Raw genomic sequence first — 16,719 nt, forward strand, 5'->3', positions numbered from 1 at the left:
GCTTTGTTTGATTTTTTTGATATATTTTCAACTTATTTTGTTCGTTTGTGAGGCAAAGATAGGAAGTTTTTTTGAGCCACGCAAATTTTTAGCAGGTTTTGTGCTAAAAAACTTACGGAAACGATTTCGAAGCAAATAAATGACTAAGAAATTTGGAAAATCAGAAATTATTTGTACCTTTGCACAAAAATCTGAGATTATGGCAAAGGAGAATATTACGATTAAGGATATTGCTGCACGCGCAGGTGTATCGACAGGTACCGTTGACCGTGTGCTTCACAATCGTCCTAATGTGTCTAAAGCAGCATTGGAAAAGGTAAACAAAGCCCTGGAGGAAATGGACTACCGTCCCAATATGTATGCCTCGGCTTTGGCATATAATAAGGAATATACATTTTATTGTGTATTGCCTAAACACGAACAGGAAGCTTACTGGGATGAGATCGAAGAAGGTGCAATGGCTTGTACCGAATTCCGTCGCGACTTTGGTAGCAAGCTCAAGTTCATTTATTATGAGCGATTCAATCCACCTGCATTCACCAAGATGGTTCGCGAATTATTTACCGCCAAGATTGATGGCGTGATTATCGTACCAGCCACATTGGAGCAGACTGCCCGTTTTACCGAAAAACTAATCGAAAGAAATATCCCCTATGTGCTGCTCGACTCGTATATGCCTGATTTGAAACCACTGTCGTTCTTCGGTCAGGATTCGTTTGCCAGTGGCTATTTCGCAGCTAAGATGCTGATGCTGATTGCCAATAAGGAAAAGGAGATTGCCCTGATGAAGCAGACACGCGATGGTATCGTGGGTTCTAAGCAGCAGGCTAACCGTGAGACAGGGTTCCGCCATTATATGGTCGATCACTTCCCTAAGATTAAGATTACCGAAGTGGATCTGCCTCTGGATGAGGATCACAAGGATTATGATGGCATCCTCGAGAAGTTCTTCTCTACCCACCCTCACGTACACCATTGTATCACCTTTAACTCGAAGGCCCATATCGTGGGTGAGTTCCTGCAGAAGAGCAACCGCCGCAATGTACAGATTATGGGATATGATATGGTGGCCAAGAACGAGGAGTGTGTACGTAAAGGAAGCATTTCGTTCCTGATAGCCCAGCATGCTTACCAGCAGGGATATGCTAGTGTTGATGCACTGTTTAACGCTATCGTGATGAAGCGTGCCGTGAATCCCGTGAATTACATGCCTATCGAGATCCTGACCAAGGAAAACGTAGATTTCTATCGTAGAACAGCAATATAAACTAAAACAAAACAGTAAATAAAAGAATGAAACAAGCTACATTTTTAAAGATTAACCCTGCCGATTCGGTAGTGGTTTGTTTGCAGCCCAAAAAGAAAGGAGAGATTATTGAAGTAGATGGTAAGCAGATTACCGTGAATCAGGATACACCAGCAGGCCATAAGGTACTGATAAAGGACGTGGCAGCTGGTGCCGACATTATCAAATATGGCTATCCCATCGGTCACGCTATGCAGGATCTGAAGGCTGGCGACTGGGTGAACGAGAATAATCTGAAGACCAATCTGGCTGGTACTCTCGAGTATACATATAATCCTGTAAACGAGCAGCTTAATATCAAAAACGACAACCGTAGCTTTAAGGGCTATGTACGTAAGAATGGCGACGTGGGTATCCGTAATGAGATTTGGATTGTGCCCACCGTTGGTTGTGTGAATGGTATTGCCGAACGTCTGGTTAAGGAGTTGAAGAAAGAAACCAACGAGCAGGGTGTGGATGCTATCTATGCCTGGCATCATAACTATGGTTGTTCGCAGTTGTCGGAGGATCATGAGAACACTCGTAAGGTGCTGCGTGATATCTGCTTGCACCCCAATGCTGGTGCCGTATTGGTGCTGAGCTTAGGTTGTGAGAACAATCAGCCCGAGGACTTCATGAAGATGCTGGGCGATTATGATAAGGATCGTATCAAGCTGCTGGTAACCCAGCGTGTCGACGATGAGATGGAGGCTGGTATGGAAATGCTGCGCGAACTATATCAGCTGGCCAGCAAGGATGTGCGTACCGAAGTGCCTGTTAGCAAACTGCGTGTAGGTTTGAAGTGTGGTGGTTCCGACGGATTCTCTGGTATCACCGCTAATCCACTGGTTGGCGAATTCTCTGACTGGCTGGTAGCTCAGGGTGGTACATCGGTTTTGACCGAGGTGCCCGAGATGTTTGGTGCCGAGACTATCCTGATGAATCGTTGTACAACCGAAGAACTGTTTAACCAGACAGTTTCGATGATTAATAACTTCAAGAACTATTTCCTGTCGCATGGTGAACCTGTTGGTGAGAACCCAAGTCCTGGTAACAAGGCTGGTGGTATCTCAACCCTCGAGGATAAGGCGCTGGGATGCACACAGAAGTGTGGTAAAGCCCCTGTGAACGGTGTGATGGAATATGGCGACAGACTGCAGAACCCAGGCTTGAACCTGCTTTCGGCTCCTGGTAATGATTTGGTAGCAGCTACTGCTCTCGCCTCTTGTGGTTGTCATCTGGTATTGTTTACTACTGGTCGCGGTACGCCATTCGGCACATTTGTACCAACCATGAAGATTGCCACCAATCCTGATCTGGCTTCGCGCAAGAAGAACTGGATTGACTTCTCGGCAGGTCAGCTCATCGAGGGTCGTACCATGCAGGAGCTGGTACCTGAGTTTATCGACAAGGTATTGGCTGTGGCAAGTGGCGAGAAAGCCAAGAACGAAGAGAACGATTATCGTGAAATATCAATCTTTAAAAACGGTGTAACACTGTGAAGAAAGGAATCATCGCATTATCACCCATCGTGGTGTTTATCTTATTCTACTTAGTCACCAGCATCATTGCTGGTGACTTTTACAAGATTCCCATTACTGTAGCCTTTATGGTTTCGAGCATCTACGCCATTACTGTATTTACCGGTAGGCCACTGATGCACCGAATCAACAGCTATAGTCGTGGAGCCGCCACCGAACAGATGATGCTGATGATTTGGATATTTGTGTTAGCAGGTGCCTTTGCGCATTCTGCCAAGCAGATGGGTAGTATCGATGCTACCGTAAACTTGGCATTAAGTCTGCTACCACCACAGATGATATTTGCGGGTATGTTTCTGGCAGCCTGCTTTATCTCGCTTTCTATCGGAACAAGCGTGGGTACTATTGCAGCCCTGACACCCATTGCCGTAGGTCTGGCCCAGGAAACAGGGGCCGACTTGGCTATGATGACCGCTATTATTGTGGGTGGTTCGTTCTTTGGCGATAATTTGTCGTTTATCTCCGATACCACTATTATGGCCACCCAAACGCAAGGATGCCGGTTGAGCGATAAGTTCAGGGTTAATGCATTTATTGTGATGCCTGCTGCATTGGTGATACTGGTTGTATATTATTTCCTTGGTCAGGATACCATTGCTCCACAGCAGATTCCGGCTGTTGAATGGGTAAAGGTAATACCTTACTTAACGGTGCTTGTAACGGCTGTATGCGGCATGAACGTGATGGCTGTATTAACTATAGGTATCGTGCTGTGTGGTATCATTGGCATGTTTACAGGTTCTTTCGATATCTATGGATGGTTTGGCGCCATGGGCGACGGTATCATGTCGATGGGCGAGCTGATTATTGTAACGATGATGGCAGGCGGTATGCTTGAGCTGATTAAACAGCAAGGCGGTATCGACTTTATCATTAATATGCTTACACGTCGTGTTAGCAGTAAGCGCGGTGCTGAACTGAGTATTGCCACACTGGTATCGCTGGTAGATGTTTGTACTGCTAATAACACGGTTGCCATCTTGACTGTAGGCGATATCGCCAAACAAATTGGCGATCGCTATGGTGTAGATAATAAGAAGTGTGCCTCGATATTAGACACATTCTCATGTACGGTTCAGGGGTTGATACCTTATGGTGCTCAGTTGCTGATTGCAGCTGGTTTGGCATCGGTTAATCCTGTTGCCATCCTACCCTATCTTTACTACCCATTTGCACTGGGTATTGTAGCCATTCTATCTATCTTACTGCGTTATCCCAAAAGATACTCATGAATATTATTCAGCGAAACTTTTTCAGACTACTTCGATGTGGTGCTTTCCAGACAACTGAGGTGCTGGAGCCGATGTCGGTACATAAATGGAACAAACTGTATCAGCTTGCCACTGTGCATAGTGTTCAGTCGTATGTATATCAAGGTCTTAAGAGCTGTCAGGATCAGTTCGCTCTTCATTTAACCGATGCGCAGTGGAAACAATGGCTTACGGCTAAAGAGAACGATGAGGATAACGACGAAGATGAACTGTTGCGCCCCGATAAGTTGACTAATCCTTTGCTGAACCGACAGCTGCAGAATATTCTCGACGATGAACAGTCGGATATTAATACGCGTAGAATGTTAATCCGTATTATCAGTATAGCACGAAGAATCTTGAACGAGGGTCTGCCTTTGAAACTGCTGATTGAATTAGGTTTGACGCTTCGTGCAAACAATAGCAAAGCGGATTACGAGGTGTTGGGTAGCTGGCTGAAGAAATTGCATTTTGAGCAGATGGCACAGCTTGAGGCTACACTGCTGATGGATTTGTTTGGTTTGGAAGCAAAGGATATTCCTTTTGCCGAAAGTGATGCCGACCGCAAAACAATTGTTGTAGCAAAGGAACTGGCCGAATATACTAATATCCGTCAGGACTTTTATTTCTCACAAGGCTCGGATAGTATTTTTGTACACACCAGCAACGGCGGTGCCTTGATTAATCATATCAAGCGCTCTGCCCGTTATATGCGTTTCATACCTTCAGAGGCATTTACCAATTTCTTTGCATCATTTGCCCATTCGCTTACGCATATCGAAGAATGATACATTCTTCCCTACATGGCGTATGTGATTGAACCTGATTTCGCGCAATCCATGATTGCCCATGAATCGGCTTTTATCCACGCTTCCACGGATACCTACAATGCGTCCATGACTGGTGTATTGCCACATGGTGATATCGCGTCCGTCGGCCAATACGGGCTCTTCTTCGGTGTACATCGCAATCATCAGCTTGTAATCATTAATCTTGCCTACAAGATGCTTATTGTAGAAGTTGCGGAACGTATATATCAGTGGTTGCTGATGATAGGCTTCTTCGATTAAATCCAGAAAAGCATACAGCGAATCGCAGAATTCCTCAGATGATAGTCCGCCTGTGGTCTCAACATCAATCATCGGTATCAGGTCCTGTTCGCCTGGTCGGCATTGTGTCATAAAGTTTTCAAGCTGAGTCAATACAGGCGTTTTAGGACGGAAGAAGTGATAGGAACCAACTTTCAGTCCGTGGCGATGAGCTAAGTCGATATTGCGCTCGTATTGGGCATCTATGCGGTCGCCGCCCTCGGTAGCTTTCAGATACACATAAGCCATCTTGGTGTTCTCGCCTACTGTCTCCCAGAATACTTCGCCCTGGTAATGCGACAGGTCGATACCATGCACATGGCTGCACGTATCCTCGCATTGTAAGAATGGATCGTAATTAGGATCGGTAAGCAAACGTGGATCAGGACGGTATTGGGCTACCGCACGTTTCTTTGTTTTCTTACCTTTTTTATGCTTGCTCACCACTCTCTGTGTTCTGTGCTTAGAGTGGTGTTTGTTGTATCTTGAACGTTGAGCAAATCCGTCGTTGGCGCCGAGCATTAACATGCATAATGTCAGCAATATATATAGTTTCTTCATTATAATCCTTGTTTTGCGATGCAAAGATACTAAAAAAACAAATAAAAATGTAGGATATTACATATTTCTTTGTAACTTTGCCGCAAAATTTGATTATATGCATAAGACTATTATAGGACTTTTAGGGATAGCGTTACTATGCTCGTGTAATAAAAAAGACGATCCGGAACCTACACCTGAACCAACGGTTTACGACCGAACTGTACTTGTATATATGTCAGGCGAGAACGACCTGACAACAAGCGGCTTTATGGCTGATGATTTGCTGGAGATGGACGAGGGCTCGTATCAGTTGAACGATAACCAGCATCTGATTGTATTTATCGATTCGGTAGGAACAACCAATCCGCCACATATTATTGAGATTGCAAAAGGTAAAAGAAAGGTGCTGTATCAATATGACAGCGAATTTGCTGCCAGCGATCCCAGTAAATTCCGTGAAGTAATACAATGGACGATAGACAACTATCCGTCGAAGGATTATGGCTTGGTACTCTGGGGCCATGCTACAGGATGGGCAGTAGATGCCGATTCTGTTGCCAATGTTCAGCGAACCAGAGCCTATGGTTACGATTACGGATATGATTCGTATATCGGTAGAAAGGCCATGAATATTACGCAGATGGCTAAAGCGCTCGAGGATATGCCAAAGTTTAAGTATATCTTTGCCGACTGCTGTTGCTTTATGTGTGTAGAGAGTGCCTACGAACTCCGTAATGCAGCTGATTATCTGATTGGTTCGCCTGCCGAGATTCCTGGCGCTGGTGCACCATATGATAGGATCATGTCGTCGCTTTTCTCTAACTCAAATTCTTTCTATCAGAATATCTGCGATATATATTACGATTTCTATCTTGATGCTTATAATTCAAGTACTTATGATTACTTGAACTTAGATGGATACAGTGTACCTATGTCGGCAGTAAAACTCTCAGAGATGGAATCATTGGCTCAGGCCACAAATCAGATCCTGGCTACCATTTCTTCGGAAATAACCAGTCCTGCGGTATTAGACCTCTCTAAGTTGCCATTCTACTTTGCAAGTACTACTTACACCGATATGAAGGTGATGTACGATATGTCGTCGGTATTCTACAAATATGCTTCAGTAAGTGATTATACCCAATGGTTGACGACATATAATAAGGCTGTGCCCTACTCTCTCGTATCAACCAAATGGCAAACAGTTTATAATACTCTTTATAATAGCTTTGATAGTTTTCCTGATAACAACGCTATGTGGGGAGGCTTGAGCATGTATTTCCCTCAGCAGGGATACGATAATTTTAACTACAAATTCAATACACGCATAAAAAACTACCAATGGTATTATAGCGTGAACTGGAGCAAATACGGCTGGTAGAAAGATTGCTAAAATAGATGTTTTTGCAAAGTACCTGAAGAATTTTTGCGCTTTAGGTACTTTGCATATGAAAAGTACTTAGGAAATATTCTCATGGATTACAACTTTAATCTTCGAAATACGATGACCATCTAACTCCGTAACCTCGAAGGTAAAGTTCTTGTAGTCCAAACGCTCGTGCAGTTCGGGGAAATCACCCTTTATCTCAAGCAGCAGTCCTGCCAGCGAATCTGCATCACCCTCAACATCTTCGAATGTCTCGTCATCGATGTCCAGAATCTTGTAGAAATCGCTTAGCAAGGTCTTTCCCTCGAATATATAGGTGTTGGCATTAATACGTGTGTACGACTTCTCTTCCTCGTCGTACTCGTCATTAATTTCGCCTACAATTTCCTCCAGGATATCCTCGAGCGTAATAATACCGCTAGTACCGCCAAACTCATCTACCACAATAGCAATGTGTACCTTGTTCTCCTGGAAATCGCGCAGCAAATCGTCGATTTTCTTTGTCTCTGGTACAAAATATGGTGGACGTATCAATGACTGCCAACGGAAAGTGGCAGGCTTTGACAGGTGTGGCAGCAAATCCTTGATATAAAGGATACCGCGGATATTATCAATGGTATCCTGATAAACAGGAATACGCGAATAATTATTCTCGATAATACATTTCAATACTTCGGGGAAAGGCAGACTAAAGTCGAGGTCAACCACATCCTGACGACTGGTCATTACCTCTTTGGCAGTTTCATCGCCAAAGCGCACAATACCCTCAAGCATATTCTTTTCGTCCTTCAACTCCTCTTTATCGGTAAGTTCCAGAGCCTGCTCCAGGTCGTCTACGCTCAGTGCACGATTCTCCTTCTGTACCACCTTCTCGGCGATGATACCCGAGCGGATGAGTACCGATGATAATGGATAGAACAACTTGCGCAGCACCATGATGCTACCTGCTACCCTACGGCAGAAAGATAAGGCACGCTGACCTGCATAAACCTTTGGCATAATTTCGCCAAACAGCAACAACAGGAATGTGAGCAATACAGTAATGACTACAAACTGCAGCCAATAGGCACCGCCGAAATCCACTACATGTGCAAAGAAATAGTTGCAGAGCATGATAATGGTTACGTTTACCAGATTGTTAGTAATCAGTATCGTAGCCAGTGTACGCTCCGAATCCTCGCGTAATTGAAGAATATTCTTATCCGAATCGTTCTTCTCGTCGTTCAGCTCATTCAAATCGTTAGGCGACAGTGAGAAGAATGCAATTTCAGAGCCAGAGGCAAAACCGGAAAACAAAAGAAGTAAACCTGCTATTATAATAGCTATCACAGCACCCATGGTTGGTGCTGTGACAGTTACTTCACTCAGGATTTGTTGAAGATAGTCCATTGTCTGATTTTGGTGAAAGCATTTCCATATTATCCGCCCATATCTCGGTGGCATAACGACGCTGACCTTGTTTGTCATCGTACGTAGTATAGCGGATGCGGCCCTCTATATAAAGCTTATCTCCCTTATGTACGTATTTCTCTACAATCTCAGCCAGTCGACGCCAAAGAATTACATTATGCCAATCTGTATGATCGGGCACCTGTGTGCCATTCTGCAGCGTATAACCACGTTCGGTTGTTGCTAATCTGATACGAGCAACTGCTACACCTTGGTCAACATATCTTACTTCGGGGTCTTGGCCAACATTGCCAATAAGCATTACCTTATTCATAATAGGAGCGTTTATATAGATTGATTACTTAGCTTTGCCGAGAAAACGGAACTTAAAGTTCTTACCCTTAGGTGATGGGAACTGACTACGCGAGTCAACACGGTCGCGCAGATAGTCGATCATGCGCTCATAGCACTCCATACCCGAGAATGCCTTTACACGAGCAGCAAACTGGGTGTCGCGATACTGGAACTTACCAGTACCAGGTACTAAAAGAACGCGCTTAAAGTCTAAATATCCTTCGTACCATCCTTCGTTAATCTCATTCAGTCGCATCAAGGTAGGTGTTACCTTCGAAGGTTGTTCGTTCGACTCTGCCGAATGAACAGCTTTCTTATCTTTGAAGTCCTGCATGGTAGCAGCTTCGGTCTTTATAATGATAAAATAAACACGAGGATGAACTTTATATCTTTTGGGATAGAAAACGTCGCTTGATGCATACTCACGAATATCTGCTTCAAGAAGCGGATTCATCTCAATCTCGTCTATCGAACTTAAAAATTCTATAGCCTCGTCTACGGTTGGTACGAGAGTTTCTCGATCAAAATATCTTAAGTATAAATTCATGTTTGTTTTGAAAAAGATGTTGTTTTCCTATAAAGAAGAGCGGAAAACGGGACTCGGACCCGCGACCCCAACCTTGGCAAGGTTGTGCTCTACCAACTGAGCTATTTCCGCAAGAATATCAATTAAAAAATGGTGAAGAGGAGGAGACTCGAACTCCCACGTCGCAATTGACACTACCCCCTCAAAGTAGCGCGTCTACCAATTCCGCCACCTCTCCAACATACGCTGAATAAAAAAGAGTGCCCAGAACAGGACTCGAACCTGCACGCCTTGCGGCACACGCACCTGAAACGTGCGCGTCTACCAATTCCGCCACCTGGGCATTTTGTCATTAAGGCCATTCCTTAACGTCTCTTTTTTGTTCAACAAGTGAGCGGAAAACGGGACTCGGACCCGCGACCCCAACCTTGGCAAGGTTGTGCTCTACCAACTGAGCTATTTCCGCGTTGTTCTCTTTATCAGAGGCATCTCTCTTGATTGCGGGTGCAAAGGTAATGCTTTTTTTTGAACTGACAAACTTTTCAGCGATTTTTTTTTGAAAAAAGTGCCATTTTATCGATTTGTTTACAAAAACAGCACTAATCCATGCGATTTCGGTAGTCTTCGTACCCAAAACTGCGTAAAATCTCTAATTTGCCATTTGCATGCAACATACCTATAGCTGGATGTGAAATTCCGTTAAAAGTGCAAGTTTTTACGGTTGTGTAGTGAATCATATCCTCGAAAATAATTTCTTCACCAACTTTTAATTCGTGATCAAAAAGCCACGAACCCATAAAATCGCCACTCAAACAACTGTTACCTCCCAAACGATAAGTCATAGGTTCGGTAGCTTTTTCCATCTCTACTATCTCGGCACCTCGTACTTCGGGCATGTATGGCATCTCCAAACAGTCGGGCATGTGGCAGGTAAAGCTTACATCAAGAATGGCAGTTTTAATACCTTTGTCTTCTACGATATCTACTACGTGCGATACCAAAGGGCCGGTTTGCCATGCAAAAGCACTACCTGGTTCCAGAATAATCTTCAACCATGGATAGCGTTTCTTAAAGTCGTGTATGATTTTAATAAGCAGTTCTACATCGTAATCTTTGCGAGTCATCAGATGACCGCCACCAAAATTAATCCATTTGAGTTGTGGAAACCACTTGGCAAATTTCTCCTCGATGTGTACCAGTGTGCGTTGGAATACATCTGGTCCGCTTTCGCAGAGTGTGTGACAGTGGAAGCCTTCGATGTCGGCAGGTAACTGCTCGGGTAATTTGTCGGCAGTAATACCAAAACGGGTACCAGGTGCGCATGGATTATATAATAAGGTACTAACCTCGGAGTATTCGGGATTAACACGCAAACCTAATGATGCCGATTTGGCTTGCTCGTGGAATCGCTCATATTGCGAAAGCGAGTTGAATGTGATATGCGATGAACATTTCACAATCTCGGGGAACTCCTCTTCGGTATAGGCTGGCGAGTATGTGTGGGCGGGTGCCTTAAACTCCTCGAATGCCAAACGGGCCTCCGACAGCGAACTTGCTGTGGTGCTGTTAATGTACTCACGGAAAATGGGGAATGTCTTCCAAAGGGCAAAAGCCTTGAAAGCAAGTATAACCTCAATATCGGCTTTCGCCGCAACTTCAGCAATCAAACTGAGGTTACGGCGAAGCTTTGTTTCTTCTATAATATAAATAGGTGTATTCATTATTTCTTTAGTGGAACAGTAAAACTAAAAGTACTACCTTGACCTTCGATAGATTCTACATAACAATCACCGCCATTCTTACGGGCAAAGTCCTGACAGAGTTGGAGTCCAAGTCCCGAACCTTCTTCGCCGCCGGTTCCGTAGGTGGTGTCGCCCTTGCGGAAAATAGAGCCGATACGATCGGCTGCGATACCCACACCATGGTCGGTTACGCTGATCTTTGCGAAATCACCTTCGGCAACCATGCTGATCTCGATGGTAGAATTCTCTGGTGAGAACTTGATGGCATTCGACAGAAAGTTACGCATCACTGTTTTAAGCATATCGTTATCAGCAGTTACAATCAGATTGCTTGCTGATGGCTGAAGAACTAACTTGATGTGCTTGGTTTGTGCAATCATCTCGAATATCTCAACCACACCAGGAATGATATCGTTCAAATCCAGATCCTGAACTACCACGCTCAAACGACCTGTCTGACTCTTAGTCCATTTCAGCAGATTGTCCAGCAGGTCGTGAACATCTTCTGATTCACGATTGGCTTTATCAAGCAGTTCGTAAAGTTCGGCGCCTACGGTTTCGGGCGAAGTTGATGCAACTACCAGATTCAATACCATTCGGATGCTGGCCATTGGCGAACGAAGATCGTGAGCAATTACCGAGTACATCTTATCGCGGTTCGAAAGTGTGGCGCGCAGGTCGCGGTTCTGCTGCTCGATGATACGCTTGGCGGCTACCAGCGAAATCTGCTGCATCACACGCATAACCAGTTCTTCCTTATTAAAAGGCTTGGTCAGAAAGTCGTTAGCACCTACCTGGAATCCATGTACCAGATCCTGAGGTGTATTCAATGCCGTGAGGAAGATAATGGGAATATCCTTTGTCTCTTCGTCTTTCTTCAGGATTACTGCTGTATCAAAACCGCTGATATCGGGCATCATTACATCAAGCAGAATCAGGTCGGGATGTTCCTTCTTGGCCTGCTCAATACATGTGGTGCCGTTATTGGCGGTACATACCTGAAATTTCTCGTTTGTCAGCAATATCTTCAAAAGTAAGACATTACTAACAACGTCGTCTACAATAAGTACTTTGTACTCACTGCGGTTTATTTTGGATTCAAGTGTATCTGCTACGTCCATGCCTGTAGGGTCAGTAATTGTTGATATTAACTTTGCAAAAATAGTGCAATAATTTGAAATAACCAAATTATTACACCATTTTTTTGCGTTTTAGGGCGAATATAGGCCTTTTAGGCCCCTATTCTACCTATATTCTGACCAAGATTTGATACCAATTTCGTTCAGTTTAATGCTACAGAATGCATGGATAAATGCACTTGCCAGTCGACTGTTGGTAATCAGTGGTACGTTCAGATCGATGGCTGCACGACGAATCTTGTAGCCGTTGGTAAGCTCATGGGTAGTAAGATTCTTAGGAATGTTCACTACCATGTCGATCTTGTGCTCATGCAGCAGATCGAGTGCCTGTGGCTGGGCGTTGTCAGATGGCCAGTGTACCAGTGTGTTGGCAATGCCGTTGTCGGTAAGGTACTTTGAGGTACCGCCTGTAGCATACAGCTCGTAGCCGTTTTCAACCAGCTGTCGGGCGGCATCCAGCATCTCTGCCTTCTGCTTGGCCGAACCTGTTGAGAGCAGAACTGTCTTCTTTGGAATGCGATGACCAACGCTGAGCATAGCCTTGAGCAGTGCAGTGTTGGTGTTATCACCGATACAGCCTACCTCACCGGTAGATGCCATATCTACACCCAGTACGGGGTCGGCCTTCTGCAGACGGTTAAAGCTGAACTGCGAAGCCTTGATACCTACATAGTCGAGGTCGAACAGGTTTTTCTTGGGCTTCTCTACAGGCAGACCGAGCATAACCTTAGTGGCCAGATCGATGAGGTTCAGCTTGAGCACCTTGCTTACGAATGGGAAACTACGCGATGCGCGCAGGTTACACTCGATAACCAGGATGTCGTTCTCGCGAGCCATATACTGGATGTTGAACGGACCATTGATGTGCAGGGCCTTGGCAATCTGGCGTGAGATACGCTTGATACGGCGAACGGTCTCAACATACAGTTTCTGTGGTGGGAACTGGATGGTAGCGTCGCCTGAGTGTACACCGGCAAACTCGATATGTTCGCTGATGGCGTAGGCCATAATCTCACCGTCCTTAGCCACGGCATCCATCTCGATTTCCTTGGCGTTCTCGATGAATTTCGAAACCACTACAGGGTGATCCTCTGATACGTTGGCTGCCAGCTGCAGGAACTTCTCAAGCTCCTCCTTGTTTGAACAAACGTTCATGGCAGCACCCGAGAGTACGTATGATGGACGAACCAGTACAGGGAATCCTACACGGTCAACAAAGTTGTCGATATCCTCCATCGATGTGAGTGCGCTCCACTCTGGCTGGTTTACACCAATCTCGTTCAGCATCTGCGAGAACTTGGCGCGGTCCTCGGCGCCATCGATATCAACGGCCTGTGTACCGAGAATGTTCACGTGCTGCTCATCCAGATATACTGCCAGGTTGTTAGGAATCTGACCACCGGTAGATACAATCACACCGTGAGGCTGTTCCATATCGATGATATCCAATACACGCTCGAATGTAAGCTCGTCGAAGTACAGACGATCACACATGTCGTAGTCGGTAGATACCGTCTCGGGGTTGTAGTTAATCATCACGCTGCGCCAGCCTTCCTTGCGGATAGTGTTCAGAGCCTGAACACCGCACCAGTCGAACTCTACCGACGAACCGATGCGATAAGCACCTGAACCAAGTACGATGATACTCTTTTTGTCGTTCTCAAACTGTATGTCGCTGGCTACACCGCTGTAGGTTACATACAGATAGTTAGTTTGCGCGGGGTATTCGGCAGCCAAAGTGTCGATCTGCTTTACTACAGGCAGGATACCGAACTGCTTACGACGGTTGCGAACCAGCAACGAGGCTTCGTGCATGTTGCGGCTCTCGCCCTCCAAACCAATAGCGCGGGCAATCTGGAAATCGGTAAATCCGTAAACTTTAGCCTGGCGCAGCAGGTCCTTCTCGATGGTGTTGATATTCTGTTTCTTCAGCTGCTCGTCGATGTCGATAATGTGCTTCAGTTTCTGCAGGAACCACTTGTCAATCTTGGTCAGTTCGTGAATACGATCGATATCGTACTGCTTGTCGTGCATGGCCTTCGAGATGACGAAGATACGCTTATCGGTTGGCTCGCGCAGGGCAGCATCGATATCGTTAATCTTCAGTTCTTTGTTCTCTACAAATCCGTGCATGCCCTGACCAATCATACGCAAGCCCTTCTGGATAGCCTCCTCAAAGTTGCGACCGATGGCCATTACCTCGCCTACCGACTTCATCGATGAACCGAGCTCCTTATCTACACCATGGAACTTTGAGAGGTCCCAACGTGGAATCTTACAAACCACGTAGTCGAGAGCAGGCTCGAAGAAAGCACTTGTTGTCTTGGTAACCGAGTTCTTCAGCTCGAACAGTCCGTAGCCCATACCTAATTTGGCAGCTACGAAAGCCAAGGGATAACCAGTGGCCTTTGATGCCAGTGCTGATGAACGGCTCAAGCGGGCATTTACCTCAATTACACGATAGTCTTCCGACTGTGGGTCGAAAGCATATTGTACGTTACACTCACCTACGATACCGATGTGACGGATAATCTTGATGGCCAGTGCACGCAGCTTATGATATTCTGAGTTGGTCAGAGTCTGTGAAGGAGCGATAACGATCGACTCACCTGTGTGGATTCCCAGGGGGTCGAAGTTCTCCATGTTACATACGGTGATACAGTTATCGTATTTATCGCGTACTACTTCGTACTCAATTTCCTTCCATCCCTTCAGCGATTTCTCAACCAGCACCTGTGGCGAGAAGGCAAAGGCTTTCTCGGCCAGCTTGTTGAGCTCCTCTTCGTTGTCGCAGAAACCAGAACCCAGACCGCCGAGTGCGTATGCTGCACGCAGGATAACTGGATAGCCCAGTGCCTTAGCGGCCTTACGTGCGCTCTCGATATCAGAGCAAGCCTCGCTCTTGATGGTCTTTACGCCAATCTCGTCGAGCTTCTTTACAAACAGCTCGCGGTCCTCGGTATCCATGATAGCCTGTACAGGTGTACCCAGTACCTTTACGCCATACTTCTCCAGTACGCCGCTCTGGTAAAGCTCAACACCGCAGTTCAGAGCAGTCTGACCACCGAATGCCAGCAGGATGCCATCGGGGCGCTCCTTCTCGATTACTCGCTCTACGAAATAAGGCTGAACAGGCAGGAAGTAAATCTCGTCGGCTACACCCTCTGATGTCTGCACGGTGGCGATGTTAGGGTTAATCAAAACTGTTTTTACACCCTCTTCGCGCAGTGCTTTCAGAGCCTGCGAACCACTATAGTCAAACTCTCCGGCCTCGCCTATCTTCAATGCGCCGCTACCCAGCAACAGCACTTTCTTTATATTATTATCTTTCATAATGTCTCAATAAAACGGTCAAACATAAATTCTGTGTCAACGGGGCCTGAGCAAGCCTCGGGGTGGAACTGGCTCGAGAACCAGGGCAATGAGAGATGACGGATACCCTCGTTCGAACCGTCGTTCATGTTTACAAACAGCTCGCGCCAGTCGTTACCCAGTGTGGCAGCATCTACAGCGTAGCCGTGGTTCTGTGATGTAACGTAGCAGCGGTTGGTGCCTACCTCGCGAACTGGCTGGTTGTGCGAACGGTGTCCGTACTTCAGCTTGTAGATGGTTGCGCCGCCGGCCTTAGCCAGCAACTGGTTACCCATACAGATACCGCAGATAGGCTTGCGCGATGCCGACATCTGTTTTTTCAGAATCTCTACAGCGTCCACGCACATGTCGGGATCGCCAGGACCGTTAGCCAGGAACAGTCCGTCGAACTCCATGTTGGTGTAGTCGTAGTTCCAGGGCACGCGGATTACCTCAACGCCGCGGTTAACCAGGCAGCGGATAATATTGTTCTTTACACCGCAGTCAACCAGCACTACCTTGCGGCCAGCGCCTTCGTTGTAGCGGATAATGTCTTTGCAGCTTACTTTGTCTACCCAGTTGATGCCCTCGTACTCGGCTGTAGGGATGTTGTCGGGCTCGTCGTCAAAAATAATCTGTCCCATCATCACACCGTGCTCGCGCAGTACTTTGGTAAGTTCGCGTGTGTCGATGCCTGTAATGCCGGGTACACCCTCGCGCTTCAGCCAGTCGGCCAAGCTCTCGGTGGCATTCCAATGTGAGTACTGCTCGCTGTAGTCGCTCACGATGATGGCCGAAGCATAAATCTTGTCGCTCTCCATAAAGGTTGCCAGTCCATTATTTTCAATGCTGAATGGTGGTACTCCGTAGTTACCTACCAGCGGATAGGTAAGTGTCATCAACTGTCCGGCATAGCTGGGGTCGGTAAGGCTCTCGGGATAACCCATCATAGCCGTATTAAATACCACCTCACCAGCTACGGGTTTCTCGCTACCGAAACTCTTGCCGTGAAATTTAGTTCCGTCCGAAAGGACCAGTGTTACATCTCTCATATTCTTTCCTTATAATCTAAATATATTCTTTATAAAAAAGGCGAAACGTTTAAAAACGAATCGCCTCAAATA

At 45.9% G+C, this 16,719-nt stretch carries 13 protein-coding genes and 4 tRNA genes; 5 read left to right on the forward strand and 12 right to left on the reverse strand.

Going from position 1 to position 16,719, the window contains the following annotated elements; all coding sequences use genetic code 11:
* The first annotated feature begins 199 nt into the window (after positions 1-199).
* From PRU_RS04455 to PRU_RS04470, 4 genes are read left to right on the forward strand one after another with little or no spacing between them, the layout of a single operon-like run.
* Entirely contained in the window at positions 200-1,267 is a 1,068-nt protein-coding gene (locus PRU_RS04455; RefSeq protein WP_013063964.1) for a LacI family DNA-binding transcriptional regulator, read from the forward strand.
* A 26-nt stretch (positions 1,268-1,293) separates the two neighbouring features.
* Positions 1,294-2,787, forward strand: a complete 1,494-nt coding sequence (locus tag PRU_RS04460) for a UxaA family hydrolase (protein WP_013065464.1) — start codon at positions 1,294-1,296, stop codon at positions 2,785-2,787.
* Positions 2,784-4,058, forward strand: a complete 1,275-nt coding sequence (locus tag PRU_RS04465) for a Na+/H+ antiporter NhaC family protein (RefSeq protein WP_013063488.1) — start codon at positions 2,784-2,786, stop codon at positions 4,056-4,058. Before PRU_RS04460 ends, PRU_RS04465 begins: the two co-directional genes overlap by 4 nt.
* Positions 4,055-4,864: a hypothetical protein gene (locus PRU_RS04470; RefSeq protein ID WP_013064227.1), complete on the forward strand. Its 810-nt coding sequence runs from the start codon at positions 4,055-4,057 to the stop codon at positions 4,862-4,864. Before PRU_RS04465 ends, PRU_RS04470 begins: the two co-directional genes overlap by 4 nt.
* On the opposite strand, the gene PRU_RS04475 is transcribed toward PRU_RS04470, so the two are convergent.
* Positions 4,829-5,725, reverse strand: coding sequence for a glycoside hydrolase family 25 protein (locus PRU_RS04475; RefSeq protein WP_369793393.1), 897 nt, complete (start codon positions 5,723-5,725; stop codon positions 4,829-4,831). The genes PRU_RS04470 and PRU_RS04475 overlap by 36 nt on opposite strands.
* A 97-nt stretch (positions 5,726-5,822) precedes the next feature.
* On the opposite strand from PRU_RS04475, the gene PRU_RS04480 reads away from it, so the two are divergent.
* Positions 5,823-7,088 (forward strand): clostripain-related cysteine peptidase, encoded by a 1,266-nt coding sequence (locus PRU_RS04480; RefSeq protein ID WP_013065158.1) that lies wholly within the window; start codon positions 5,823-5,825, stop codon positions 7,086-7,088.
* A 78-nt stretch (positions 7,089-7,166) separates the two neighbouring features.
* On the opposite strand, the gene gldE is transcribed toward PRU_RS04480, so the two are convergent.
* The 11 genes from gldE to carA all read right to left on the reverse strand — a co-directional run bounded on the left by gldE (position 7,167) and on the right by carA (position 16,647).
* Positions 7,167-8,483, reverse strand: coding sequence for a gliding motility-associated protein GldE (gldE, locus tag PRU_RS04485; RefSeq protein WP_013063201.1), 1,317 nt, complete (start codon positions 8,481-8,483; stop codon positions 7,167-7,169).
* Positions 8,455-8,817: a single-stranded DNA-binding protein gene (locus tag PRU_RS04490; protein WP_013063962.1), complete on the reverse strand. Its 363-nt coding sequence runs from the start codon at positions 8,815-8,817 to the stop codon at positions 8,455-8,457. Before PRU_RS04490 ends, gldE begins: the two co-directional genes overlap by 29 nt.
* Positions 8,818-8,841: 24 nt before the next feature.
* Positions 8,842-9,384 carry a hypothetical protein gene (locus tag PRU_RS04495; RefSeq protein ID WP_013064992.1) on the reverse strand — a complete coding sequence of 181 codons (543 nt, stop codon included), beginning with the start codon at positions 9,382-9,384 and terminating at the stop codon, positions 8,842-8,844.
* 38 nt (positions 9,385-9,422) lie between these two features.
* Positions 9,423-9,495, reverse strand: a tRNA-Gly gene (locus PRU_RS04500).
* A 19-nt stretch (positions 9,496-9,514) separates the two neighbouring features.
* Positions 9,515-9,601 (reverse strand) — tRNA-Leu (locus tag PRU_RS04505).
* Positions 9,602-9,624: 23 nt separating this feature from the next.
* Positions 9,625-9,706: transfer RNA gene (locus tag PRU_RS04510), tRNA-Leu, on the reverse strand.
* A gap of 50 nt (positions 9,707-9,756) precedes the next feature.
* Positions 9,757-9,829: transfer RNA gene (locus tag PRU_RS04515), tRNA-Gly, on the reverse strand.
* A gap of 133 nt (positions 9,830-9,962) precedes the next feature.
* Positions 9,963-11,084: a carboxynorspermidine decarboxylase gene (nspC, locus tag PRU_RS04520; RefSeq protein ID WP_013065596.1), complete on the reverse strand. Its 1,122-nt coding sequence runs from the start codon at positions 11,082-11,084 to the stop codon at positions 9,963-9,965.
* Entirely contained in the window at positions 11,084-12,226 is a 1,143-nt protein-coding gene (locus tag PRU_RS04525) for a hybrid sensor histidine kinase/response regulator (protein ID WP_013063382.1), read from the reverse strand. Before PRU_RS04525 ends, nspC begins: the two co-directional genes overlap by 1 nt.
* A gap of 123 nt (positions 12,227-12,349) precedes the next feature.
* Positions 12,350-15,577, reverse strand: a complete 3,228-nt coding sequence (gene carB / locus PRU_RS04530) for a carbamoyl-phosphate synthase (glutamine-hydrolyzing) large subunit (protein WP_041385674.1) — start codon at positions 15,575-15,577, stop codon at positions 12,350-12,352.
* Positions 15,574-16,647 carry a glutamine-hydrolyzing carbamoyl-phosphate synthase small subunit gene (gene carA / locus PRU_RS04535; protein WP_033150869.1) on the reverse strand — a complete coding sequence of 358 codons (1,074 nt, stop codon included), beginning with the start codon at positions 16,645-16,647 and terminating at the stop codon, positions 15,574-15,576. The genes carB and carA overlap by 4 nt, the downstream gene beginning before the upstream one ends.
* Positions 16,648-16,719 lie beyond the last annotated feature (72 nt).

It is taken from the genome of Xylanibacter ruminicola 23 (assembly GCF_000025925.1).
Classification (GTDB): Bacteria; Bacteroidota; Bacteroidia; order Bacteroidales; family Bacteroidaceae; genus Prevotella; species Prevotella ruminicola.

What these genes read in the sequence shown, in the direction of transcription:
- PRU_RS04455 (WP_013063964.1), top strand. Translation starts at nt 200, where the DNA reads ATGGCAAAGGAGAATATTACGATTAAGGATATTGCTGCACGCGCAGGT.
- PRU_RS04460 (WP_013065464.1), top strand. Translation starts at nt 1,294, where the DNA reads ATGAAACAAGCTACATTTTTAAAGATTAACCCTGCCGATTCGGTAGTG.
- PRU_RS04470 (WP_013064227.1), top strand. Translation starts at nt 4,055, where the DNA reads ATGAATATTATTCAGCGAAACTTTTTCAGACTACTTCGATGTGGTGCT.
- PRU_RS04475 (WP_369793393.1), bottom strand. Translation starts at nt 5,725, where the DNA reads ATGAAGAAACTATATATATTGCTGACATTATGCATGTTAATGCTCGGC.
- PRU_RS04480 (WP_013065158.1), top strand. Translation starts at nt 5,823, where the DNA reads ATGCATAAGACTATTATAGGACTTTTAGGGATAGCGTTACTATGCTCG.
- gldE (WP_013063201.1), bottom strand. Translation starts at nt 8,483, where the DNA reads ATGGACTATCTTCAACAAATCCTGAGTGAAGTAACTGTCACAGCACCA.
- PRU_RS04490 (WP_013063962.1), bottom strand. Translation starts at nt 8,817, where the DNA reads ATGAATAAGGTAATGCTTATTGGCAATGTTGGCCAAGACCCCGAAGTA.
- PRU_RS04495 (WP_013064992.1), bottom strand. Translation starts at nt 9,384, where the DNA reads ATGAATTTATACTTAAGATATTTTGATCGAGAAACTCTCGTACCAACC.
- nspC (WP_013065596.1), bottom strand. Translation starts at nt 11,084, where the DNA reads ATGAATACACCTATTTATATTATAGAAGAAACAAAGCTTCGCCGTAAC.
- PRU_RS04525 (WP_013063382.1), bottom strand. Translation starts at nt 12,226, where the DNA reads ATGGACGTAGCAGATACACTTGAATCCAAAATAAACCGCAGTGAGTAC.
- carB (WP_041385674.1), bottom strand. Translation starts at nt 15,577, where the DNA reads ATGAAAGATAATAATATAAAGAAAGTGCTGTTGCTGGGTAGCGGCGCA.
- carA (WP_033150869.1), bottom strand. Translation starts at nt 16,647, where the DNA reads ATGAGAGATGTAACACTGGTCCTTTCGGACGGAACTAAATTTCACGGC.